Origin of the sequence: Streptomyces sp. NPDC048291 (assembly GCF_043201715.1) — a bacterium.
In the GTDB taxonomy this organism is placed as follows: Bacteria; Actinomycetota; Actinomycetes; order Streptomycetales; family Streptomycetaceae; genus Streptomyces.
Genome location: NZ_JBICZC010000015.1, coordinates 290,389 through 313,030, shown reverse-complemented (window position 1 = coordinate 313,030; position 22,642 = coordinate 290,389). Strand labels below are relative to the sequence as shown.

At 70.3% G+C, this 22,642-nt stretch carries 21 protein-coding genes and 4 pseudogenes; 5 read left to right on the top strand and 20 right to left on the bottom strand.

All coding sequences use genetic code 11. The features are described 5' to 3' along the window. Positions 1 to 201 precede the first annotated feature (201 nt). The 3 genes and pseudogenes from ACGF5O_RS37790 to ACGF5O_RS37780 form a co-directional block, all read right to left on the bottom strand. Entirely contained in the window at positions 202 to 429 is a 228-nt protein-coding gene (locus ACGF5O_RS37790) for a hypothetical protein (RefSeq protein ID WP_393814441.1), read from the bottom strand. A gap of 64 nt (positions 430 to 493) precedes the next feature. Next, positions 494 to 655: pseudogene (locus ACGF5O_RS37785) on the bottom strand (bifunctional D-altronate/D-mannonate dehydratase); the annotation flags it as partial. Between the two features lie 9 nt (positions 656 to 664). Then, a pseudogene (locus ACGF5O_RS37780) lies at positions 665 to 922 on the bottom strand (transposase); the annotation flags it as partial. A gap of 94 nt (positions 923 to 1,016) precedes the next feature. Between ACGF5O_RS37780 and ACGF5O_RS37775 the strand changes: the two are divergent. Further along, a complete protein-coding gene (locus ACGF5O_RS37775) occupies positions 1,017 to 1,499 on the top strand; it encodes a hypothetical protein (RefSeq protein WP_393814440.1) in 483 nt (160 codons plus the stop codon). Positions 1,500 to 1,602: 103 nt separating this feature from the next. Here ACGF5O_RS37775 and ACGF5O_RS37770 read toward each other — a convergent pair. The 5 genes and pseudogenes from ACGF5O_RS37770 to ACGF5O_RS37750 all read right to left on the bottom strand — a co-directional run. Further along, positions 1,603 to 1,694: pseudogene (locus ACGF5O_RS37770) on the bottom strand (IS5/IS1182 family transposase); the annotation flags it as partial. Between the two features lie 1,039 nt (positions 1,695 to 2,733). Further along, positions 2,734 to 2,949, bottom strand: coding sequence for a hypothetical protein (locus tag ACGF5O_RS37765; RefSeq protein ID WP_393814439.1), 216 nt, complete (start codon positions 2,947 to 2,949; stop codon positions 2,734 to 2,736). Between the two features lie 106 nt (positions 2,950 to 3,055). Further along, a complete protein-coding gene (locus ACGF5O_RS37760) occupies positions 3,056 to 3,586 on the bottom strand; it encodes a hypothetical protein (protein ID WP_393814438.1) in 531 nt (176 codons plus the stop codon). 24 nt (positions 3,587 to 3,610) lie between these two features. Beyond that, positions 3,611 to 4,657, bottom strand: a complete 1,047-nt coding sequence (locus ACGF5O_RS37755) for a DUF5937 family protein (RefSeq protein ID WP_393814437.1) — start codon at positions 4,655 to 4,657, stop codon at positions 3,611 to 3,613. Positions 4,658 to 4,678: 21 nt separating this feature from the next. Next, the gene (locus ACGF5O_RS37750) at positions 4,679 to 5,860 is read right to left on the bottom strand and encodes an amidohydrolase (protein ID WP_393814436.1); all 1,182 of its coding nucleotides are present in this window, start codon (positions 5,858 to 5,860) and stop codon (positions 4,679 to 4,681) included. Positions 5,861 to 6,310: 450 nt separating this feature from the next. On the opposite strand from ACGF5O_RS37750, the gene ACGF5O_RS37745 reads away from it, so the two are divergent. The 3 genes and pseudogenes from ACGF5O_RS37745 to ACGF5O_RS37735 all read left to right on the top strand — a co-directional run. Beyond that, a complete protein-coding gene (locus tag ACGF5O_RS37745) occupies positions 6,311 to 6,643 on the top strand; it encodes a hypothetical protein (RefSeq protein WP_393814435.1) in 333 nt (110 codons plus the stop codon). A gap of 176 nt (positions 6,644 to 6,819) precedes the next feature. After that, positions 6,820 to 7,590 (top strand): hypothetical protein, encoded by a 771-nt coding sequence (locus tag ACGF5O_RS37740; RefSeq protein WP_393814434.1) that lies wholly within the window; start codon positions 6,820 to 6,822, stop codon positions 7,588 to 7,590. Between the two features lie 24 nt (positions 7,591 to 7,614). Beyond that, positions 7,615 to 8,028, top strand: a pseudogene (locus ACGF5O_RS37735) (DUF6745 domain-containing protein); the annotation flags it as partial. A gap of 571 nt (positions 8,029 to 8,599) precedes the next feature. On the opposite strand, the gene ACGF5O_RS37730 reads toward ACGF5O_RS37735, so the two are convergent. After that, positions 8,600 to 8,746: a hypothetical protein gene (locus ACGF5O_RS37730; protein WP_393814433.1), complete on the bottom strand. Its 147-nt coding sequence runs from the start codon at positions 8,744 to 8,746 to the stop codon at positions 8,600 to 8,602. A 195-nt stretch (positions 8,747 to 8,941) separates the two neighbouring features. Between ACGF5O_RS37730 and ACGF5O_RS37725 the strand changes: the two genes are divergently transcribed. After that, positions 8,942 to 10,161 (top strand): IS3 family transposase gene (locus ACGF5O_RS37725; RefSeq protein WP_393814470.1). Its coding sequence is split into 2 segments (ribosomal slippage): positions 8,942 to 9,197 and positions 9,197 to 10,161, totalling 1,221 coding nucleotides; the frame shifts between segments, so codons are not numbered across the junction. Positions 10,162 to 10,239: 78 nt separating this feature from the next. Here the strand turns inward: ACGF5O_RS37725 and ACGF5O_RS37720 are convergent. The 11 genes from ACGF5O_RS37720 to ACGF5O_RS37670 all read right to left on the bottom strand — a co-directional run bounded on the left by ACGF5O_RS37720 (position 10,240) and on the right by ACGF5O_RS37670 (position 22,412). Beyond that, complete coding sequence (locus ACGF5O_RS37720) at positions 10,240 to 13,689, bottom strand: sugar transferase (protein ID WP_393814432.1); 3,450 nt, start codon at positions 13,687 to 13,689, stop codon at positions 10,240 to 10,242. Positions 13,690 to 14,393: 704 nt separating this feature from the next. Next, on the bottom strand, positions 14,394 to 15,110 hold the full coding sequence (locus ACGF5O_RS37715; RefSeq protein WP_393814431.1) for a zf-HC2 domain-containing protein: 717 nt from the start codon (positions 15,108 to 15,110) through the stop codon (positions 14,394 to 14,396). Next, positions 15,107 to 15,679 carry a sigma-70 family RNA polymerase sigma factor gene (locus ACGF5O_RS37710; protein ID WP_393814430.1) on the bottom strand — a complete coding sequence of 191 codons (573 nt, stop codon included), beginning with the start codon at positions 15,677 to 15,679 and terminating at the stop codon, positions 15,107 to 15,109. The genes ACGF5O_RS37715 and ACGF5O_RS37710 overlap by 4 nt, the downstream gene beginning before the upstream one ends. 104 nt (positions 15,680 to 15,783) lie before the next feature. Next, the gene (locus ACGF5O_RS37705; RefSeq protein WP_393814429.1) at positions 15,784 to 16,785 is read right to left on the bottom strand and encodes a DUF1996 domain-containing protein; all 1,002 of its coding nucleotides are present in this window, start codon (positions 16,783 to 16,785) and stop codon (positions 15,784 to 15,786) included. A gap of 222 nt (positions 16,786 to 17,007) precedes the next feature. Beyond that, on the bottom strand, positions 17,008 to 17,583 hold the full coding sequence (locus tag ACGF5O_RS37700) for a hypothetical protein (protein WP_393814428.1): 576 nt from the start codon (positions 17,581 to 17,583) through the stop codon (positions 17,008 to 17,010). A 129-nt stretch (positions 17,584 to 17,712) separates the two neighbouring features. Then, positions 17,713 to 18,150, bottom strand: a complete 438-nt coding sequence (locus ACGF5O_RS37695) for a DUF1153 domain-containing protein (RefSeq protein ID WP_393814427.1) — start codon at positions 18,148 to 18,150, stop codon at positions 17,713 to 17,715. Positions 18,151 to 18,240: 90 nt separating this feature from the next. Further along, on the bottom strand, positions 18,241 to 18,837 hold the full coding sequence (locus tag ACGF5O_RS37690) for a hypothetical protein (RefSeq protein ID WP_393814426.1): 597 nt from the start codon (positions 18,835 to 18,837) through the stop codon (positions 18,241 to 18,243). A gap of 233 nt (positions 18,838 to 19,070) precedes the next feature. Further along, complete coding sequence (locus ACGF5O_RS37685) at positions 19,071 to 20,516, bottom strand: DHA2 family efflux MFS transporter permease subunit (protein ID WP_393814425.1); 1,446 nt, start codon at positions 20,514 to 20,516, stop codon at positions 19,071 to 19,073. Further along, on the bottom strand, positions 20,513 to 21,454 hold the full coding sequence (locus ACGF5O_RS37680; protein ID WP_393814424.1) for an aldo/keto reductase: 942 nt from the start codon (positions 21,452 to 21,454) through the stop codon (positions 20,513 to 20,515). Before ACGF5O_RS37680 ends, ACGF5O_RS37685 begins: the two co-directional genes overlap by 4 nt. Further along, positions 21,454 to 22,077: a carboxymuconolactone decarboxylase family protein gene (locus tag ACGF5O_RS37675; RefSeq protein ID WP_393814423.1), complete on the bottom strand. Its 624-nt coding sequence runs from the start codon at positions 22,075 to 22,077 to the stop codon at positions 21,454 to 21,456. Before ACGF5O_RS37675 ends, ACGF5O_RS37680 begins: the two co-directional genes overlap by 1 nt. After that, complete coding sequence (locus ACGF5O_RS37670) at positions 22,074 to 22,412, bottom strand: hypothetical protein (RefSeq protein WP_393814422.1); 339 nt, start codon at positions 22,410 to 22,412, stop codon at positions 22,074 to 22,076. The genes ACGF5O_RS37675 and ACGF5O_RS37670 overlap by 4 nt, the downstream gene beginning before the upstream one ends. Positions 22,413 to 22,642: the final 230 nt, after the last annotated feature.

Sequence of the window (22,642 nt, the reverse complement as noted above, 5' to 3'; positions counted from 1 at the left end):
CGGCCGGAATGTCACCGACAATTCGATGTCCCGATGCGGAGTTCGTGAGTCGACAGGAACGGAGACGATCTCAGGGGCAGGGAGGTTTCGCAGGTTGGCGCGGGCCAGGTCGAGCATCCTGCCGACGCCCCCGTCGAGCACGGTCCGGCCCCGCGGCGAAGGCGAATCCCTTGACCTTGGCGGCAAAGATGTGCGGCGGGATCAAAACGCGTTGGGGTCGGCCACCAGACCGACCAGGAACAGTCCGGGGCGGGCGAACGCCCGCTTCAGTCCTTCGATGATGTCCCCGAGCCGCTCGATGCAGATCGCCTCGATACCCGCGCCGCGGGCGATCGCCGCGTCATCCACCGGCTCGTCGTCAATCCCGTGCTCGAGGAGCTCCCGACCAGCATCCCCAACCCCACCATACCCAGGGATCGGGAGTGGCACGGTTCGTTTGTACGGGCCCGCCCCACCGTGTTGGTCGTTGACTCTCGGTGCGGCAGTACGTATATCACCAGTCGTGCAGGGTTCCATCCTGGAGGCGGTTCACGGGGAGGTATGCGGCTCGGTAGGGATAGGCGGCAGCAAGGTCCAGGTTGAGGTCGACGCCGATGCCGGTGGCGTCTCCGGGATGGAGGTGGCCGTCGGTGAGGGCAAAGGCGTGTGGGAACACCTCACACTCCTTCTCCGCCTTGCGCAGCCGACCGTTCTCAGCTCTCAGCCGGGCCAGTTCCTCGTCCCGGCCCTCCGCGTTCTGCTCGCCGTGGCCACGACCGCGACCGGCGTGCTCGTCGGCCTGGCGCACCCAGCTCCGCAGCGTCTCGCCAGTCACCCCGACGTCCGCCGCGACCGCCGCATACGTGCGCTTCCCACCCGCCGAGCGGTACAGCGCGACGGCATCGTTCCTGAACTCCTCCGGATACGGAGACTTCCGTCCCACCAGGACACCCTTCCTCAGATCTGCAAGATCCATTGTCAGTGTGTCCACACCGCCGGGGTCACCTCAGGCGCGCCCCGCCCCCACGTACAGCTACATGTGCGTCACAAGTCGCCCCTTCGCCGAGCAGTTCCTCCACGACTATCTTCGGCATGTCGCAAGCCAGGCCTCAGGACGCGACTCCTTGTACGACGAGATCATCGACCGGGGCTTCGTCATCCCGGCGGAGGGCAACATCGACGCCAGCCTGCGACGCTTCGCCGACCGCGACCGGGAAATCGGCGAGGCCCACGGCCGGGTGGACCTGGCCTTCTACACCGGCGCCCGCCAGCCACGCCTCACCCAGCAGGAGGCCCACAGCATCCTGAAGCAGATCCACTTCCTGCTCCGCCCGGGTGGCGCCCTGCTCCTCGGCTTCCCGACCGTGCAGCCGCCGCCGCACCACCTCTCCGCGACCGAGCTGCACGGACTGGCCCTCCAGGCGGGCTTCTCGACGAGCGGCGGCCTGCGCCCTTACTTCCGCACGGGCAGTCTGGCCAATTCGCGGGCACCGGTCTACTCGTTCCTCCGCAAGCAGTAACGGCACTGCGACGGCGACGCTGAGGATCATCCCGTCATCGTCGCCCAACAGCTGGTGACGACGGGCGATGTTCACCCGATGCGCGCCGTCATGGGCCGGAGCGCAGTTCGGTGGCTGTGCGGTTGAGGGCGTCGATCAGGGCGTGTGCCGGGCGCAGGTGGTGTCGTGCTCGCGGCCCGGTCGTACTGGGGATACCGCAGACCGCGCGACCCACCTCGTACTCACGGACGGTGGCCGACGGTTACTGGGAACAATTCACTGGGTACGAATCCTGTAGCAACTGCATTCGCAAGTTGCAATTTCTAAGATTGGCGTGGCTCCACCGAAGGCCTTCAATCTTCCGACCGGTCCCGCAGAGCTCTGCGTGCCTTATGCCAGGCAGAAAAGAGGTCGGGCAATTGCTCGAGAATGCCGCGGGCTGTAATCACTAGGACCGTCAGGACGCCTGAAACAGCCAGGATCCACAAGGCAAGCTCATCCACCGATTCGACACCTTCATGACGGCGGTCGAACCAGCGTCGGTCATCGCCCAGTTCGACCGAAAACGGTCAGAACCGAGGTCCACGCCGACAGCAAAGCTCAGGTGCAACAGAAGGGGTCGGCTGGCGAGCACAACTGCCACAGTCGGACGGTGAAGGCAGGAGTCCGGGTCGTGGTTCACGGATCTCACGGAGATCCTGACGACATGTCGGCTCGTCAGGGTCGGTGCCTGCATGACCACCATAGATGCCAGCATTCTCCCGATCGCTAGTTCTCCACTTCCTGTCACGGTCCGGCAGAGAGTGCGCTAAGGACATAGTCCTCGCCAGACGCAGAGCCCGTATCGGCTTGGCCTCGGATCTGCCCAGGGCTTTCCGCCGGACCGTGTCCAAGGGACGCCAGCCCACGTTCGAGTCACTTCTAGGCGCCTCCCGGTCTACACATCCGTCAGGGCCTCCCCGCAGGTCCGTCCTTTCCTAAAAGGGCTGCCGCGTGAAGCCGGCCGGACTCCCGCAGAAGGATCTCCGCCAGTTGATGTCTGTCCCGTCCACGGGTTTTGAGCCCGTGGCAATTCGGGCACAGGGCGATGGCTGTGACTGAGCGCGATAGGTGGCCCGGATGGACAACTTCGATGCTCAGTTTCGCTCTGGAGTGGAAATCGCCTTCGATGATGATCACCTCGACAGCGCCCCCTCACGATCGAACGCTGGCTCGGGCACGGCCGGTCATGGCTCAGTCGGCCCCGTAAGAAGGGTCAGCTGTTGGCGATGATCTCGTTCACGATCCATGCGCCGAGTTCTTCGGTCATGGTGGTGTGTGCTTCGTTGCGGCTGGCGCAGAGGAAGGCGTCGAGTTCGCTGGTGTCGGGTGTGATGGGCTTGTAGAGCGCGGTCTGGTTGTCGATTTCGCCGGCGGCGACGGCGCTGATGCTGGGGATGAAGCAGGACGTGGGGATGCCGTTCTCGTCCACGGGCCATGGCCGTTGGAAGCTCGCTTCCCGGCTCACTGGAGATCGTTTCCCGGAATCGTGCCGCCAGACGGCAGTTTCGTACGCGTCCGGCGCTCACCTCGATGCTTTACGCCTCGTCGTCGATCCAGTCTCGGGCCGGTCCCACGCTCACCTCCACGAGGTTGACCCGCACCCCTGGGATGTCCTGGTGGGCCGGTCGCGCTTGGAGCATCGCGGTCAGGGCCAGGCTCAGGCCGTCCTCGTCGCCCACGGGATGTACCCGCGTCAGCCTCGATGGCCTGGGGTCCTGGGCGAGAACGTGCTGCACGTCCCACAGGCGAGCACCCGTGTGCCGGCTGCGGGCGACCGCGGCCGGGTCGATGACCGTGCAGCGGAAGGTCACCGTGACGGGGAAGTCCCAGTCCTTGCCGGACGCCGTCAGCTCCCAGTGGACGGACACATGCGTGGGGCGGACATCGACCAGGGTCACGCTGCACCGTGTGGGATCGGCCGTCTCGGTCGTGTACGCCCCCTCGACGAGGTGTATGAGAGCCTGACCGCGCCCGGCGATCAGCGGATGGCGCCGCTCGCGCCACGCGCTCCACCGCCACCGAGGGCGCAGCTCGCGGTGGCGGACGATCGGATATCGGTCTGTCACGCGGACCGTCCCCCATGGTCTTGCTCAGTACTGCAGGGCCGTCGCCACGTCCTGTCCGATGCGTTTGACGGTGGCGAGGTCGAGCCCGTAGTGCACATAACGACCGTGGCGCTCCACCTGGACCAGGCCCAGGTCGCGCAGGGTGCGCAGATGCCGCGCGACCTGCGGGCGGGTCATCGACAGCCGGTCCGCCAGGTCGGCGGTGGTCATCGCCTGGCGTGCGATGAGGCGGCACAGGCGTACCCGGCGCGGATCGGTGAGCGCCAGCATACGGCTGCGCGCCAGGGTGACGCCGATCCCTGGGACGTCGACGGGAAAGTGCACGACGGGGGGCAGTCCCGGCTCGTCCTTCACCAGCAGGTGCGGGGCGCCGTACCGGGTGGGGATCAGCAGCAGGGGCGTACGGGCGGGGCTGATCACCGCGTGGTGCACCTTGTCGAAGACGACCCGCGCGGGGCTGTCCAGACGGGCGCTGGACGGGCTGAGGGAGAGCAGCGCTGCCATGGGCCCCTCGTCCGCGAGTCGTTGGCGCACCCGGTGGGCAGTGCGGGACAGGACGGGCTCGGTGCGCGCCCACAGCTCGTCGAAGTAGACGCGGCGGCACAGGTCGAGGAAGTCGAGCACGTCGGCGCGCAGGGACTCCGGGTCGCGTAGCAGGTCCTCGGCGAGGGCGGAGTGCGGATCCGGCAGGCTGGACGCGGTCTGGCGCAGCGCACGCGCCTGTGCCGGGTCGTGGAGCACCCGGCCGAAGTCGAAGGCGCGGTAGCCGCTGGCGCAGGTGTACGCGGTGAGTTCGGCGAACCGGTCCACCGTGAGTTCCGCCGGGGGCGTCTGAAGCCCGGGGTAGAACCCCCGCCAGCGCAGCGCCGTCCACAGCGGGGCGAACCGTGCGAGGCCGGCCCGGAAGGCGGCCGGCCCGGCGGTGATGATCCGCTCGGCCCAGGCTGCGTGCTCGGTGTGGTGGCCATGTCCGGTCAGCACATGCAGGCTCGCGGCCAGCTCGGCGGGCGGGTACACGGTGACCGTGAACCGGTCGGAGGCGGTACCTTCCAGGACGATCACGACCGACATGAGCGGGAGTGTACGGCGCTTTCACCCCGCCGCCCCCTCGAACTCGGCCCGCGCAGCCGCCAGCACCTCCGGCTCCGTGAGCAGTGCGGCGACCACCTCGGCGAGCCCGGTCGCCGCGACCTGTGTGCGGTCGTGGGCCAGCGGCGTCGCTGCGGCTTCCCGCATGGCCTCGGAGTGTGCGGGCGTACCGGCGTCGGCGATCTGAACGTAGGGGTGGATGACCGGCATCAGCTGCGAGAGGTTACCGATGTCGGAGGACCCGGCGGGGCCGTCGGGGTCGTAGGGCCCTATGTCCGTGCCCAGCGCGCGCACCGTCGCCCCGAACCGCTCCGCGAGAACGGCGTTGTTGCGTCGCTCCGCATACAGCGGCCCGGTCTCGGAGACCTCCGCCTGCGTCTGCGTGGCGAGCGCAGCCCCCGCCGCGGCGGCCCGTACCCGCTCCACCAGCGCCGCGGCCGACGCGGCCGTACGGTCCCGTACGTACAGGTCGACCGCAGCCTTCGCGGGGACCACGTTGGGCGCTTGACCGCCGTCGACGACGATGCCGTGCAGCCGGGCGCTCGGCGGGACGAACTGCCGCAGCGCATCGAGGGCGTTGAGGAACAGCTGGGCGGCGGCCAGCGCGCTGCGCCCCTGCCACGGCGACACCGAGGCGTGCGCGCCGACCCCGGTGAACCCGACCCGCAGGTGCGCCGCCGCGAGCCCGGGGCGACCGGTCAGCCAGCGGTCTCCCGGATGAAACATCACCGCCGCGTCCACCCCGTCGAAGACCCCTGCATCGGCCAGACGCACCTTGCCCGCGCCCCCCATCTCCTCAGCCGGGGTGCCGATCACCGCGACTGTGCCCGGATGCGCGGGCAGCGCCCGTACGACGGCCAGGGCTGCCGCCACCCCTCCGGCCGCGATGAGGTTGTGACCGCAGCCGTGGCCGACACCGGGCAGCGCGTCGTACTCCGCGAGCACGGCGACGCGGGGTCCTGAGCGGCTGCCCTCGTGCAGGGCCGCGAAGGCGGTGTCGAGGCCGCCCACGGGGGCGGTCACCGTGAAGCCCGCCTCGGCGAGCCATCGGGTCAGCACCTGCCGGGCGTGGAACTCGGCGAACTTCAGCTCGGGACGCGCGTGGATGGACAGGCTGACGGCGTCCATGCGGGGCCGCAGCACGGCCAGTTCGGCGGACAGCGCCTTCACAGAGGGCGCTTTCAAGGATGACATGGGACTCCCCTCGTACGACGCACGGAGTGAGGTGCTTTCAGGTATGACGAGCCTGCGGCCGGGCACGAGCGCGTGGCCGCCGATTACCGCGCCCCAGGCAACCCTCACCGACCGGACGAACGGCCGGGTATCCATGAACACGACGTGGGGATGGCGCAGCCGATCCACGCGACACGACGATCGTCACGATCGGCCTCATCGCGCCGAATACGATCAGTAGGGACACGGTGCGGTCTCATGCCGGACAGGGCGGCGATCCGGCGTACGGCGCATGGGGTGCACGCTTGATGTTCGGTTCGGGGGCGAGTCAACGGACATGGACGTGCCTTCACGTCAGCCGGCAATGTCCGCGGCGACGGTCTGCACGCGGGACACGGCTTGCAGTACACGGATATCGTGGATGTGGTCTGCGGTCTCCGGACCGCCCGGTATGGGGACGAGATGCGTCGTACGCACTATCGCCAGGGTGACGTGCTCGTTGTCACGGTGGACGAGTTACCTCTTCAGGTGCTTCCCGTCCCCCGTGAGGACGGGGTGGTCGTGCTGGCCCACGGGGAGGTCACAGGGCACCGGCACGCGATCGCCGAACCGCACGCGGAGCCGCTGGCCCCACCCGGGGACGATGACCAGACGCGGTTCCTGCGGATCGTCGGGGCGCCCGGGCGTCTCGTCCACGAGGAGCACGCCGCGATCACGCTGCCGGACGGTGTGTACCAGGTGATCCGGCAGCGGGAGTACGCCCCGGACGTACGTGCGGTCTTCGTCGAGGACTGACAGATGTTCGGCCGAACCCGCGCGCTGACGCCGGGCCAGACGCGCCAGGCGGAGGACGTCCTGGACGAGTGGCTGTCCTGGGCGCTGTCCACGGAACCGGCCGACCGCGAGGCCACCGAGGACGCTGTCGCCGAGCTGTACCGGATCCGGGTCTGCCGCCTCCGACGTTCCTGTAGGTGGACTCGCCGACGAGCGCTCTGCTGGTGGCCTGGCTCCTCGTCCGCTGCCGATCGGTCCCGAGTGGCGTGCCCCGCCGCGAGTGGCTCCGTGAGTTCCTGTCGCCCAAGGCGTGGAAGGTCGTCTTCGGCCGTTCGGTCATGGACTCGGTGGCGAAACTCCTCCACGGCTACCTCCAGTCGGACGACGCGGCCTTGCCCGACGTGCTCGACACGTCCTTCGCGCAACGGCTGCACAGCATGCCGGGCACCTGGCATGGGGGCGCGCTGCGCGCGTTGCCGGCGGCGTGGTGGCACGACACTCACGCGCGACGGCATCCCGGAGTGTGGCTGTTGAGAAGGTCGATGCGCTTGGCCACATGGGAGGAGTGGCACGTCCAACTGGTGGGCCGGTTCAAGGCCCCGGACTGGGCGCGGGAAACCGTCGAACAGCGGCTGCCACGCCCGAACCGGCTGATCTGGGCAGTCCGCGCCCACTGCTGGGCGGGCCACGACCGCATCGCGGACAACGACGATCTCCTGTTGCGCTACGAGGAGCTGAGCGACCCCTCGAACGTCGATGACTTCCCCCGAGTGCATGGCCAGTGGGCCACTCAACTCGGCTGGTTCGACGCCTACCGCCGACTGGAACTCGTACGCTATCCCGGTTCGGTCGAGCGGATCATGGATCTGCTGGCCATCACCGCCCGGTCCTGCGGCAGTTGGTGGCCGAGTGAGCGCCTGTGCGTGGCGGTCGAACGGCCGGCACGGCTGAAGGTGGACCTGCCGTGACCTCGCGCACCGCGCCCGCACTGTGCGGACGGACCGGCGGTGGCCTGGCGCGACGGCTCGGAACTGTATTCATGGCGCGGCATCCCGGTATCCAAGAAGCTGATCGAGGCCAGGCTGAGCGCGGCCGACTGGCTCGCCGAATCCAACAGCGAGGTCCGCCGGGCCATGGCCGAACGGATGGGGTACGAGTGGCTGCTGGACAGCGCCTCCGCCAAGAAGATCGCCACCGACGAGTACGGCACCCTGTGGCGCATCATCGCCGGCGTGTACGAGGAGGACATCGTCCTGGTCGACCTGGTCAACTCGACCCCCGAGCCGGACGGTTCCTTCAAGCGCTATGTCCTGCGCGTGCCACCCGACCAGACCGTACCCCGCGACGCGATCGGATGGACTTTCGGCCTGCCGCCGGGGGCGTACGGCCCCGCGACGATGACCTGATGGGCCTCGCCTCGCCCGCGCCTCCTGTACGAGCGCATGCCAGCGGGCGTCACCGGCAGCCCGTCCGGCCACGGTGCACCACCTGCTGACCAGCAACTCCACCTCGGGGCTGGACCGGCTGGCTGCCGAGGGATTACCTGATGGGACGTCACTCGGTAGCTCTGAGGGCCGCGAGACAGCCGGCCCAGCTGTTCTGGGTCAGCGCCGCCCATTGGGTCACGGTGTTCCTGTGGACGCCGAATAGGTCGCTGATGATGATCGACGGTAGTTCACCGGCCATGCCGAACAAGGCCGCGTTGCGGGCGGCGATGGTGGGCCCTACGAGGCTGACCTGACCGACGAAGCAGCGGGCGCTGATCGAACCAGGGGTCGTCGCATGGAAGGCCGCGCGCCCCTCGGCCAGCGGTCAGCAGGGCCGGCACGAGATTCGCGAGATCGTCAGCGTGCTCCCCGACCGGGCCGCACCGGCTACCAGTGTCAGTTGAGGGACTTACGGACTTTTACAGGTCAGGCGAGCAACGTTCACGGAGAGGAGCCGGAGCCGAGACCGTTGGACGAGTCCGCGTCCGCGTCATGCCTCCGGCGGGCTCGCCGCCAGCCGAACGACCGCGTCGACCTTCCTATTCAGCGCCACGAAATCCTCCGGCCAGCCCGCGTACCGCACGCACAGTTCCCGGCCGGCCATCGCCACCGACTCCACCTCCACCTCCACCTCCACCTCCACCTCCACCGACAGGCCCAGTCGGTGAATCTTCCGGTATTACACTCGTGCAGGCGAACGATCCTCGCGGAGGCGGACCAGGATCGTCATGTACCAAAAGTATTCCGCACTGGGGTCCTCGCTCACTGAGGTGACCCCGGCGGTGTGGACACACTGACAATGGATCTTGCAGATCTGAGGAAGGGTGTCCTGGTGGGACGGAAGTCTCCGTATCCGGAGGAGTTCAGGAACGATGCCGTCGCGCTGTACCGCTCGGCGGGTGGGAAGCGCACGTATGCGGCGGTCGCGGCGGACGTCGGGGTGACTGGCGAGACGCTGCGGAGCTGGGTGCGCCAGGCCGACGAGCACGCCGGTCGCGGTCGTGGCCACGGCGAGCAGAACGCGGAGGGCCGGGACGAGGAACTGGCCCGGCTGAGAGCTGAGAACGGTCGGCTGCGCAAGGCGGAGAAGGAGTGGGAGCTCGAGCGGGAGATCCTGCGCCGGGCGGCGGCGTATTTCGCGAAGGAGATGAAGTGAAGACCCGCCGCTGGGACTTCGTCTCCACCCACGCCAAGACTTTCGGTGTTCAGCGGATATGCCGAGTCCTTCAGGTCTCGCGCTCCGGCTACTACCTGTGGCTCGCCGGCGTGAAGGCCCGCGAAGAGCGGCAGGCCGCCGAGGATGAGCTTGTCGCGGAGATCCGCGAGATTCACACCGCGCGCAAGGGAACCTACGGGGTCCGCCGCGTCCATGCCGAGCTGCGGGGCTTCGGGCACACCGTCAACCGCAAGCGCATCGAGCGGCTGATGCGCCTCAACGGCATCGAGGGCCGGCACCTGCGGCGCCGCAGGCGCACCACCGTCCCGGACCGGCTCGCGCCGCCCGCCCCGGATCTGGTCCAGTGCCAGTTCACCGCCGCCCGCCTGGACGAGAAGTGGTGCGGCGACATCACATACGTGCAGGTCGGCGGGGCGTGGCTGTATCTCGCCTGCGTCATCGACATCTGTTCGCGCCGGGTACTCGGCTACTCGATGGCCTCCCACATGCGCGCCGAACTGGTCATCGACGCCCTGACGATGGCGGTCGCGACCCGCGGCGGCAACGCCACCGGAGTGATCTTCCACGCGGACAGGGGCTCGCAATACACGTCGGCCGCGTTCGCGCAGGTCTGTGACGGTTTCGGGATCCACAGGAGCATGGGCCGGGTCGGTTCGAGCTACGACAACGCCCTCGCCGAGTCGTTCTGGCAGGGACTCAAGAGAGAGACGATGCACCAGAGACCGTTTTCGACGGTGCGTCAGGCAAGGCTGGAGATCTTCCAGTGGCTGACCTACTACCACGCCCGACGGCGCCACAGCGCCCTCAACTATCTCTCGCCAGCCGAGTTCGAACAGCAGCACCAGCGAGGACGTAAACTCACGCTCGCAGCATGAACCCCTGTGTCCACACTCCGGGGGACACCTCATTCGGGGCTATCCCCCCTCCCGGCGCACCCGGCCGTGCCTTCCGGTTCAGTAGGCGCCCTGTCCGGACACCACCGCGCGCAGTGAGCGGGCGAGGATGACCAGGTCGAGCCTGGCGGAATGATGGTCGACGTATTCCAGGTCCAGGCGCATGGCTTCGGCGAAGGGCAGGTCTGACCGACCGGAGATCTGCCAGAGCCCCGTCACCCCGGGCTTCACCACCAGCCGCCGGAGCATGTCCGAGTTATAGCCCTCCACCTCTTCGGGCAGTGCCGGCCGGGGGCCGACCATGGACATCTCGCCCCGAAGAACGTTGAACAGCGTCGGTATCTCGTCCAGGCTGGAGCGTCGTAGGAAGGCACCGACCCGGGTGACCCGCGGATCCTGTCGGATCTTGAAGAGCAGGCCGCTGTCGTTACTGTTTGTGGCTGCGAGTTCAGCCAACATCCGTTCCGCATCAACGACCATGGTGCGGAACTTGAAGATCGCGAATGGGTGTCCGTTGAGGCCTACGCGTGTCTGCCGGAAGAAGGCCGGTCCCGCGCTGTCGGCTCTCACCACACAGGCGATCACCAGCAGCGGAAGGGCAAGCAGCGCCAGCAACAGACCGGCCGCGCACCGGTCGGCCCAGGGCTTCAGCACCGGCCAGACCCGCCCGCCGCCGCTCGGCGCCGCGACCGGCGCGGAATCCCGGTCCCGCCCATCGCTCCCCACACCCCGACGGTAGACGAATGCCTCGGTAGGCAGTGCCTCGCCACGAAGCCGCACCTCGACGGCGAGCATCTCGTGGTGGATCTCCGCCAAGGCGTGCGCCAGCACACTCACGACCACGGCGGGCGATCTACTCGGCAACGGTGTCTTGCGGGTGGGGCGCGGCATACGGTGCTTTGGCGGCAGCCGTTCCTTGCCGGTGACGGCGGTGTACAGCTCGGTGCACAGCTGTGCCGCGCGCAGAACGTCGATCCGGCACCCCTCACGCCGGGCGACCGCCTGCGGTGTACGCCGCTCCGCCCAGCCGCGACGGTCGAAGCAGGCGTCGACGCGGCCCGCGAGGTCGTCGAGCAGGTGCGACAGTTCCCCGCGCAGCCGCTGAGCCGTCGTGTCACTCGCGTCCACGTTCCAGCGCTCGCGTGCGAGTTCGGCTGCTAGCGCGACGTCCGGAACGAGCGCACCGATGTCACACAGTTCCGAGGCGCCGGTCCTCTGCGCCAGGTCGAGCAGAGCCGGACCAGATCCGGCCGCGGCGAACTCACGCACCGACGCGGCCTGGACCGCCGTCAGCTTGTCGGCCGGGAGGCTGACCGGCGGATAGGCGGCCCGGGGAGCCCGGGCCGATGACTGCCGGTACAGGGGCCAGAAGCGACCGTCCTCCTGCCGGGACGACCGGGTGCCGGTCCAGAAGGCGTGCCGGGAGAACCCAGGCACGTCGCGCTCCAGCACCGCGTCGATCTCGCTGCTGCGTGGAGGCCGGTACCACGAGCCCGAACCTGCCTGCACGGTCAACCACTCGCAGAACCGCGCCACGTCCTCGAACCGCAAGCCAACGGCCGGCTCGTCGTCCTGGCCAGGCGGGTATACCCGATCGTCCCAGTGGTCGGGAACCAGGCACTCGCCGTCCTCGGGGCGGGTGTCCAGGAAGTACTGGTACTCAAGCCAGGTGACGGGCAGGCCGACGAAGCTGTTCCGGCCGATCGCGATGTCCTGAGCGGCCCGCAGCCGCAGTCGAGCCTGCGCCGCGACGCGCCGGCCGGCCGGGTTCCCCCGCGCGTCGGCAGGGCTCATCAGCCGCGCCACCGCGTCCCTGCTCTCCTCGGCAACCTGCTGGGACTCCGCGATGCACTGCGCGGCCAGCGCGAGCATGGCCGGATCGTCCGCCCGGTCCAGACAGGCATCAACGATCGCGGTGGCGTCCGACATGGCGCAGTACAGGTGGACCGTCTCGCGCCACCAGGGCTGGTCGAGCCGTTCGAGCAGCTGCCCCTGGAGCTGCTCCTCACGGATGTGCTCGGCTGCCAGGTACTCCTGCAGCGTCAGATGGGCGAAGGCGTAGATGCCGTGCTCCTTCTCCACCAGAAGGCCTGACGAGCCTTCGACGCTCCGCAGGAAGTCCGCAGGCTCCACCGCGTCCGCCACCCGCGCGAGACCGGGCCCGATCACCTGGACCGCGCCCGCCTCGGGCAGCTCGGCCAACCCACGGCACATCATGGTGTGGGCGAGGGCGCGCAGCACCGCCCGCTTGCGCCGGCCCGGCATGTCGACGGTCACGCCCCGCGCTTCGTGGCGCTTGCCAAGGAAGACCTCGCAAATCTCCGCGTAGAGTTCGGTGCGGCTACCTGGCAGCGCGCCCCGGTAATGGTGGACGTTGGCCACCATGGTCAGCAGCAGCGGATTCGCAGTCAGTTCGTACAGACCCGGGTTCTCCTCCAGCCGCGACAGCAACTCCGCGGCGCCGACCCGGGCGGCCAGCCGCGAGGAGTCGTTGTCGGCCCCGTGGGAGCGGATCGCGATGGCCCGGTACCACTGCTCGGCGAACAGCGTGATCTGACGGGTCGACAGAGGCTGGACCTCCACCACAGTCGCTCCCGCGAGCGGTCGGCTGCGGTAGCCGAACGGCCGGCTGGTAAGCACGAACTGGTTCCCCGACCATGCCGCGGACTGCTCCTCGATCCAGTCGGCGACGGAGGCACGCATGGCGTCGTCCGGCAGCTCGTCCAGTCCGTCCAACAGGAGCAGAACATTCCCGGCGCGCAGGTTGGACTCCACCCATGACGGCGGCTCCGCCTGTTCAAGTTGGGCCAGGCAGCGCCGCAACAGCTCGGGCAGCGTCCCCGCCCCCTCCGCGAACCACCGCTGATGCTCTCGGAGGTTCACCAGCAACGGGATCACGCCCGGCAAGCCTGTTGACCGCGCCGGCCTGCCGCCCGTGGCGAGACGGAACGCCACGTGCCGCAGCAAAGTAGTCTTGCCGGAACCTGGCGGCCCGATGACGGACAGCACCGTCCCCTCCCGCCGGGCTCGACGCAACCAGTACCAGACCGACTGCTCGCCCCCAGCGCCATCCGCCGCGTGCTGACGCACCGGGTCAGGCGTCAGCACGTGCACCGGTGTCGGCACCAGCGAGAGCGAAACCAGGACGTCCTGCATCTCAAGTGTGTACTCCCCCGCGGTCGACAGGCCCTTCACGTCCATGTAACGGGTGCTGGCCCGAACGTACTTGAGGAGTCGCCGGGTGTACGGGGACAGCCTGCGGCGGGTCCACAGGTCGAGGTAGTCGGCGGCACGCTTGACCCACCGCTCCCGCAGGTCGCGCGCCACCGCACCGACGAAGGCGGCACCGGCGATGACCGCCTCGTAGAGCAGCAGCAGACAGCAGGCGAGCAGGGGATGTTCCCTCAACTGCGCGGACCGGCCGACGGCGGCGGTGGGAATTCCGACCGACACCAGGACCAGCAGGCCCCCCTGCCACAGCTTGCGCAGCCACGCCGAATCGCCGCCCATGCGTCCCCACCCCCGCGCCGCCTGACTGGCGCCCATGGTCTCGCCGAGATCGTCTCGGCGCAGCAGTTCCCGGAAAACAGCGTCCCGCTTCGAAACAGCCCCAGACAGCAACCCGTACCCCACATCCCAGCACGCGGCTTCGCCCTGGCCGCGCTGAGATTATCGAAACCAGGGGATGCAGCAGCTCCACTCCTGCCACAGACGGTGCCTCGGCTGCGGCCCTGACTGCCATTGCCTCCAGCCGCCCCAGGATCTGATTGCACATCTCCAGCACGTTGTCCGGCTCCCAGCAGCGGCTTCAGTGAGGCCATCGAAGACCACGCAGCAATGGGATCCCCTGCTCCATGGGCCACAACGTGGATGTACGAGCCGGTGAGCTTGGTCGCATAGCAGGCGCGGCCGGCTGCACGCGCTGTCCTGGCGCGCGCCTGGCGGATCTCTTCCGGGGCCGCGTTGTCGTGGGGCACGACCGCAGGGGCGAGACTGCGGGCCGCGTAGTTGGTTGTCGGCGACGGCTGAAAAGTGGACCAGTAGCGGCGCTGGGGTTCGCGGTGCGGGAGCGCAGGGGACTGACGGCGACGGCGCACGTCCGTTGATCCGGTCCCAGTTCCCCCCCGGAAGGAGAGACGCGGGCGGTACGGCCGCGCGAGGTGGGCGCGTGGCCGTACCGCCCGGTGGTCAGCTGATGCCGGAGGGGTGCGGGGTCAGACCTTCAGGGACACGTACTCCTTGCCCTGTTCGTTCTCGACCAGGATCTTCGCGACGTCGTCGATCGGGATGTCCGCCGAGCCGTCGAGGTTGGCGCCCTTGTCCTTGTCGGCGACGACCCAGCTGCCCGCGATCTCCCGGCGGCCGTCCTTGCTCACCACGACGAGGCGGCAGTGCTCGCCCACCGGGATGCCGGCCACCGAGGCGTTCACCCTGACCCAGGAGGCGGCCGGGGTCACCCGGAGCGTCATCCGGCTGCCGGTCACGGTGCTGGTGCCCGAGGCGACCCTGGTGCCGGCCGGGGGGAGGGTGGCGGGTGCCGAGACCGAGGACCGCGGGGGGTCCGCGACCTCGCCGGTGGTGCCGCCCATGCTCTTGCCGATCAGCACCCCGCCGCCGAGGACGGCCGCCGCCGCGACCGCGGCCACCGCGGCCAGGACGGTGCCACGCCTGCGGACCTCGCCGTCACGTTCGCCGCGTGCCTGCCGCAGCGTGCGCTGGAGCAGCAGATCGCCGCCCTCCGGCGGACCGTCGAGGAACGCCTCGGGCGGCACTTCGCCGAGTGCCGACTCCATCTCCCGCAATCCGTCCAGTTCTTCGCGGCATCGGTCGCACGATCCGACGTGCTCGTCGACGGCGCGCACCTCCTGCTCATCGAGCGTGCCGAGGACGTAGGCGCCGAGCAACGCGCTCTCGTGTTCCTTGGTGCTCATGCCGCCACCTCCTTCAGCGCGACGAGCTTGGCCGTCGTGGGCTGTTCCTTGTACAGGTCCCTCAGTTGTCTCAGGGCATAGTGTGATCGGGACTTGACGGTGCCGGGAGGTATTCCGAGAGACTCGGCGGCCTCGGCGACGCTGCGGCCCTGGAAGTAGATCTCGTTGAGCACGTCCCGGTGGTCCGGGGAGAGCCGGTCGAGGGCCTCCATCACGAGCATCGAGTCCACCACGCCGTCCGCGTGGTCCTTCTCCACCGGGGTGGTGGCCACCGACTCGGCGACCTCGGTCGGCCGCACGGCCTTGGCGCGGTACCGGTCGGTGATGATGTTCCGGGCCACCGTCAGCAGCCAGCCGCGCACCGAGCCCTTGCCGTTGAGCAGCGACTCCTGGTTCTTCCAGGCGCGGATCAGGGTCTCCTGGACCACGTCCTCAGCGGCGGCGTGGTCGCTCGTGAGCCGCTGGGCGTAGGCGAGAAGGGCTCTGCCGTGCTCCTCGTACAAGGACCGGATGAGCACTTCGTCGCTCGTTCTCTGCTTGCCCCGCGCGCGGGACCACAGCGCCGCCATCCATTTTCTCCCGTCCTCTCCTGGGCTGACGCGTCATAAACGGATGGCGACCGGGGCCGGTTCGATCTGGTGCGGACTTTCTCGACGGACGTCGTCGGCGCAGGTCATGCCGCCCGGCAGTGCCTGCCCTGGTTGAGGCAGTTGACCAGCGTGGCCATCTGACGGTCGGTCATGACGTCGATGAACATGCCGTGGTCGGTGCTCGGGTCGCGTTTCTCCTCCGGGAAGGAGTCGACGGCGTAGCGGACTCCGGCCGGCACCGCATAGGTGAGCGTGACGCGCAACTGCGGGATGGCGAAGGTGGCGTGCGGGCAGACTCCGTCGGCCGTCGGGAACACGGCGTGGGTACGGTGGTCGGGGCTGTCGGTGGACAGGCCGTCCCAGCAGCTGGGGAAGTCCAGGGTGCGGGTCGGTCCGCTGCCCTCGGGACACACCGCGTACCTGGTGGTGAAGCGGTCCTGGTAGCCCGAACAGCCCCACTGTGCACGGACGTTGGCGCCGCCCGTGTAGAGCGCGACCGGGTCGCCGGTGACCAGGCGCAGGAACCGGGGCATGGCGACGACCTTGCTCACCGGGTTGCCGCGGTACTCGATCACGACCGAGGACGGCGTCAGGATCCGGCCCGTGTTGTCGTCCAGGCCGCCGCCCACCGCGTGCATGTCGGTGCCCATGCGGTCGAGCCGGCGCAGCACGGGCCAGTAGTACGTGGAACGGTCGCCGTCGAGGCAGGTGGTGCGGGCCGCGGCGAGTTCGGCGTTGCTGGACATGGCGTTGGTCGACACGTTGCCCACGTAGTCGTGGATGTGGTGGGCGGAGCCCGTGACACCCGGCGAGGCCACGAGGTTGTCGGCGTTGCGGTGGGCGTCGAGGTTGCGGCCGCAGTTCTCGGTATAGGTGCCGGTAGCGGCGTCCGGTCCGATGGCGGGTGCTACGGCCCGCGGGACCGAGGCGATGCCCACGTAGCGGTCGGCGGCGGGTGCGCCCATGGCCGCGGCGGGCCGACCGGTGGCGATGACGCCGGCTCCGACGACGGCCGAGACGCCGATCGCCGCGGGGACCAGGATTCGGAGCAGACGAGCTCTCAGACGGAGGAGTCGGATCCACACGCGAGGAGAGTGACAGGGTTGTCCAGACCAATTCAAGTTCGGGCTTGGACTATGACGCAATCTCTACCCGGCTTCGCCGAACCATGGCCGGTTGTTGAACGGCGGGTCAGTTGGCGAGGCCGACTCCGCTGAACCGCGGGTCAGTTGAAGAGCCGGCCGTGGACCGCACGGTGGTCGGCAGCTCCGCGGTGAACAGGCCGGCCATCACCTCGTCCGCGGTGGTCAACCGATGCCTCCGTCGCCACCCGTGCCGCCCCGGCCGCCGGTCGCGCAGCCGAGTCCCAGGCAGATCCCGCCGGTGCCGCCCGTGCCGCCCCGGCCGCCGTCGCCGGTGCCCGCCGCGGCTCCGCCCGTGCCGCCCGTGCCGCCCGTGCCGCCGTTGGCGCTGCCGCCACAGATCCCCGCGCAGATCCCGCCCGTGCCACCGGTGCCGCCCTGGCGTCCGGGGGCGCCCGCCGTGCCGGTGGCGCCGTTGGCGCTGCCGTTGCACAGTCCGGCACAGATCCCCCCGCCCGGGCTGCCGTTGCTCCCGTTGACGGTGCCGTTGCAGTTGCCCGCGCAGACCCGGTCGCCGATCCGCACGCTGCCGTTGCCGGCGCTGACCGTGCCGAACCGGATGTGGCCGGCGCCCGGCCCTGCGCTGTCGGCGGGAAGCTGCCGCGCGGCCGTGACAGCCGTACGGCTCTGCGGTGCCGGTGCCGCCGTCGCGGCCGGTGCCAGCGCGCCGACCGCGACACCGGCGGCGAGGACGGCCGAGGCCGTGAGTCCGAGACGGGCCTTCCAAGAACGCATACGCATGGCATTCCTCACTTCCAGGAGAATTTCCAGGGGAACTTCCAGGGAAATTGTTTTCCGTACGGCGGATTCCGCCGCGGAATCGACTGGGACGCCCCGGCCCGCGCCGGGCCGGGGCGCCGGGGAATCCGCTCAGGAGCCGAAGAGCGAATCCAGGCCCAGCAGCGCGGCCCAGTCCCCGTCCCGGAGCTGCCTGTCCCAGGTGTCGAACTCCTTCTCGGAGATCTTGTACTTCTTGATGACGTCGGCCTTCTTCGCCTTCCCGGTCTCCACGGTCAGGACGATCCGTGCCCTGTCCAGGCCCGTGAGGTCCGACTTCGGCTTGTCGGGCAGGTCGCCGAAGGTGAGGCAGCCGGGGCGGCCGGGCTTGCCGGGCTCTCCCGGCCGGCCGGGCGCACCGCCCTTGCCGCCTTCCCCGCCCTGGCCGCAGTGGGACGAGGCGGCCGATGCCGTGCGGCCGGCGCCCGGGGTGACACCCGGCGCCGCCTGGGCGGCGCACGCGGTGCCGGCGGCGAGGGCCAGCGAGGCCACCGCCAGGACGAACGGACGCTGCCAGCGAGTTGTGGACATGAGGGTTCTCCGTATTCCTTGATCAGATCTGGGGGCCGGTGACGGTGGGGGCGGAGGCCGTACGGTCTCCGCCCCCACCGGGCGACACGGTCAGAAGATGCTGCCGCCGCCGGCGCCACCGGCACCGCCCAGGCCGCCGAAGAGAACGCCGAGCCCGCCCGCGCCGCCCTTGCCGCCGGAGCCGCCCTGGAAGATCCCGAAGCCTCCGTTGCCGCCCTTGCCTCCGTTGCCGCCCTTGAGGATCCCGTCGCCGCCGGAGCCTCCGGAGCCGGCGCTGCCGCCGAACAGGCCGGTCCCGCCGTTGCCGCCGGAGCCGCCGTTGCCGCCTACGACACCGTCGCCGCCCCCACCCCCGCCGCCCCCACCGCCGCCGGACAGGATCCCGTCGCCGCCGTTGCCGCCCCTGCCCCCGTCGCCGCCGACGCCGAGTACGCTGCCGCCGCCGGAGCCGCCGGAGCCCCCGCCGCCACCGATGAGGCCGCCGCCTCCCGCGCCTCCGTCGCCGCCGGCGCCGCCACCCTGGACGAAGCTCACGACAGGCGCGGCGGGCATCGGTGCGGCCATCGCGGCCGACGCCGGCAGGACCACTCCCCCGACGACCACCGCGGCCGAGGCCGCGAGCGCCGCCAGACCGAAGCGCCGACGCCCGGAACTGTTCTTGCCGCTGGTACGGAAAATACGGTTCATGGATTCTCTCCTGTCGATACACGGGGCTTTCTGTCTGCCCCTGAAATTCCGGTGCGAATTCGAGTCCCACCGTTCTGCCTCATGTGTGTTCCGGATTTCTTTTCCGGTGAGGCCCGCACTTCAAGTAGGCCCGACGGACCTCGCACGGTCACGTTCCGAGGGATCGTGACTTGACCCGGCGGAACGAATCGGGTAAGGCACACATAAAAGGACGCCGCGCATGCGGGCGGCCGTCACCGCTCCGGCGCGTGGCCCGGCTGCGCCGACTCCTCCGGTGCGTCCCCGGCGGCGTCGGCGCGATAGCCGTCCCTGACCCGGCGGTCGCTGACCCGCAGGGCGAGCAGCGCCGCGCACCCGCTGACAGCCGCCATGGCGAGGAGTCCGGTGCGGAAGCCGCCGTCGGCCAGGGTGGCCGCCAGGGCCACCCCGCAGGCTCCGGCGATCTGCCGCTGCATGGTGAGGAGCGTCGTGGCGTCGGCGGTCCGGGCGGCCGGCACGGTGACGAAGGCCGCGTTCTGGCCGTTGGCGAACAGGAGCCCCACCGAGCAGCCGAGCAGGTACATGGACGGGTAGAGCACGGCGGAGGGCAGGGTGCCCGCCTCGGTCGCCAGGAAGACGATGACGCCCGTGGCCGCGGTGCCGCCGGCCGCCATGAGACGGCTCGGGCCGACCCGGTCGTGCAGCAGAGGGGCCAGCTGGGCGGCCGTCAGCATGCCGAGGGCCTCGGGGAAGGTGGCGAGGCCGGAGTGGAGGGCGTCGTAGCCGAGGCCGGTCTGCAGGAACTGCGGGTAGAGGTAGAGGACGCCCAGGAAGGCGGCGCCCATCGGGAGCAGGGACAGCTGGGTGGTGCGGAAGAGCTGGTCGCCGAGGATCCGCAGGTCGATCACGGGGTGTTGGGCGCGCAGTTGCCACGGCACCGTCAGCGCCAGCAGCACGGCACCGCCCGCCAGCGGGACGAGGACGTACCCGCTGCCCCAGCCCCGGTCCGGGGCCCTGGTCAGGGCGTACAGGAGCGCGGCGAGGCCGCCGCCGGTGAGCACGAAGCCCAGCAGGTCGAAGCGGGGCGCGCCCGGGCCGGGGAAGTCGGGCAGGGCCCACAGGCCGAACAGCAGGGCGAGCATGCCGACGGGGACGTTGACGAGGAAGACCCAGTGCCAGGAGGCGGTGTCCACCAGCCAGCCGCCCAGCACCGGGCCCATGGCCGGGGCGACGGCGGTCGGCAGCATGACGTACCGCTGGACGCGCAGCCGCTCCGCGACGGGGAAGGCGCGCAGCATCATCGTCATGCCGACAGGGCCGAGCAGGCCGCCGCCGACGCCCTGCAGGACGCGGTAGCCGGTGAGCGCCCCGAGGGAGCCGGCCGTGGCGCACAGGCCCGAGGCGACGGTGAACAGCAGCAGTGCGGCCAGTCCGGTGCGCCGGGTGCCGTAGCGGTGCGTGAGCCAGCCGGAGACCGGGATGCAGACCGCCATGGCAGCGAGGTAGCCCACGTTCACCGAGCTCAGACCCGAACTGTCCACGGCGAAGTCGCGGCCGAGGGCCGGAAGGGCCACGTTGACGGTCGTGGTGTCCATGATCGCCATGAAGTTGGCGGCGACGGACACCACGCAGACCGCCGCTCTCGGGGAGATACGGCGGCCGACGCGCGGAGAGTCCGTCCGGCGGGCGGTGGGCGTCACCTGCCGTGCCGCAGCCAGCGGACCTGGTCGTCGGTCAGGCAAACCCGGCGGGCCGCCAGCGAGCGGTCGACCTGGTCCGTGGTCCTCGGGCCGATGGACGGCCATACCTGCGCCTGCCGAAGGGACCAGGCCAGGGCCACCGTCTCGGGCCGGGTGCCCAGGTGCCCGGCGAGCTCCCGGCAGCGCCGCCGTCGGGCACGGTTGTCCTCGGTGTCGAACGGGTCCGGCCTGCCGTTGACCTCGCGCGGCTCGGTGCGCGCGAAGTAGCCACGGGCCTGCGCGGACCAGGCGAACAGCGGCAGCCGGTGTGCGCGGACGACGTCGAGGACGGCGGTGTCCGCGTGCAGGCTGCCGCCGAGCAGGGCCGGGTCGGGTTCGGCGAGGCCGAACTGGTAGCTGGCCACCGGTGTGTGGCCGCGCCCGGCGAGTTCGGTCGCCAGCGCGGACAGGCGCTGCGCCTGCCAGTTGGAGGCGCCGACGCGGCGGACGTATCCGGCCTCGACGAGGCTCACCAGGGTGTCGGCAAGTTCGGCGACGGGCCGGTCGAGGTCGTCGCAGTGGTAGAGGAGGACGTCGATGGTCTCCAGGCCGAGACTGCGCAGCGCGGCCCGTACATGGCCGTGGACGGTGTGCCGGGTGAGGGGGATGTCCGCGCCGGTGACGTCGTGGCCGACCTTGGTCGCCACGCCGAGCGTGCCGGGGTTTCTGCGCAGCCAGGGGCCGATCGCCTCCTCGGCCTGCCCCTTGGCGTAGCTGTGGGAGGTCTCGACCAGCAGCCCGCCGGCGTCGGCGAAGTGGGCGAGACGCGCGGCGGAGACGTCGGCCGGCTCGGCGCCGAAGGGGCCGCCGAGGACCAGGCGGTGCGCCACGCTCTCCGTGCCCTTCTCGTCGAGCGGTCCGTCGAGCAGTCCGTCCAGCAGCTGCAGCGGCGAACGCATCAGGCCTCGCCCCCGGTGACCTTGCGGAAGCCGTCCACGTCGGCGAACGGGCGGGGCAGATGCGGGCGCAGCGGGACCTGGAAGATGTTGAGCATCATCGCGGACATGGAGAAGCTGCCGATGCAGCCGATCAGGTCCAGCACCCCCTCCTCCCCGAAGAGCGCGAGCGCCTGCGCGTAGGTCTCGTCGCTGACGAAGTGGTCGTAGAGCATCTCGTGCGCGAAGGCGTGGAAGACGCGTTCGTCCTCGGCCTTGAATTGCGGGTCCTCGCCGCGCGCCAGTCGTTCCAGACATTCGGCCGGGATGCCCTCCGCGACCGCCTGCCGGATGTGGGCGTTCCAGGCGGACTGGCTGTCGAAGTGGCGGCCCGCGATCAGCACGCTCAGCTCGCGCAGCCGCTGCGGGAAACGCGACTCGTTACGGCAGTAGCGGCCCAGGTTCTCCACCCAGTGGGCGAGTTCCATGTTGCGTGCCCAGACGAGGAAGGGCGGCGGGGGTTCTTCGCCTCCGGGTCCGACGATGGTTTCGAGGAGCTCGGTCTGCTCGGGGGTGAGGCTGGTCAGCGGGGTCAGACGCACGGTCTTGCTGCCTTTCGACACGAGAAACGAAGGGGTGGAGGTCACCAGGTGGTGGTCCGCACCGGGCGGAGTCGGCGGGAGATCGGGGCGCGGCCGTGACCGGTCTCGAGGACGTCCGGCCGGTGGGTGCGGGTCGTGGGCCGGGCGAGCGGATCCGGGCCGCCGGGTTCGGCCGCCGCGAAGTCGGCGGGGCCGGGTACGGGGCCGAACGCGCCGAGGAGTGCCGGTCCCCTCGGTCCGCGACCGGTCCGGCGCGTGCGGGGAGTCGAGCGACGGGCCTCGGGGCTGTGGAACGCACCCGAGCGCCCGGCGCGCGCGAAGCCGGCGCGGGCGACGGTGTGCCACGCGCTCGCGGCGGCGTCGGCCGTCGCCGGGACCACGTCAGGAGTTCAGCCGCGAGGCCCGGGGACTGCCGCCCGCCTCGCGTGCGTACTCCTCGGCGACCGGCTCGGTCACGGTCTCCTCCGGTCGCGTCGCGGTTGTCGCCCGGGAGCGGCGGTACGTCGTTCCGCGCGCCGTCGGGCGGGACGCGGGCGCGGGTGCCGGGCGGCGGCCGCGGCTCCGCCGGGCGTGGTCGGGCCCCGGGAACCGGACCGGCCGCCCACGCCCG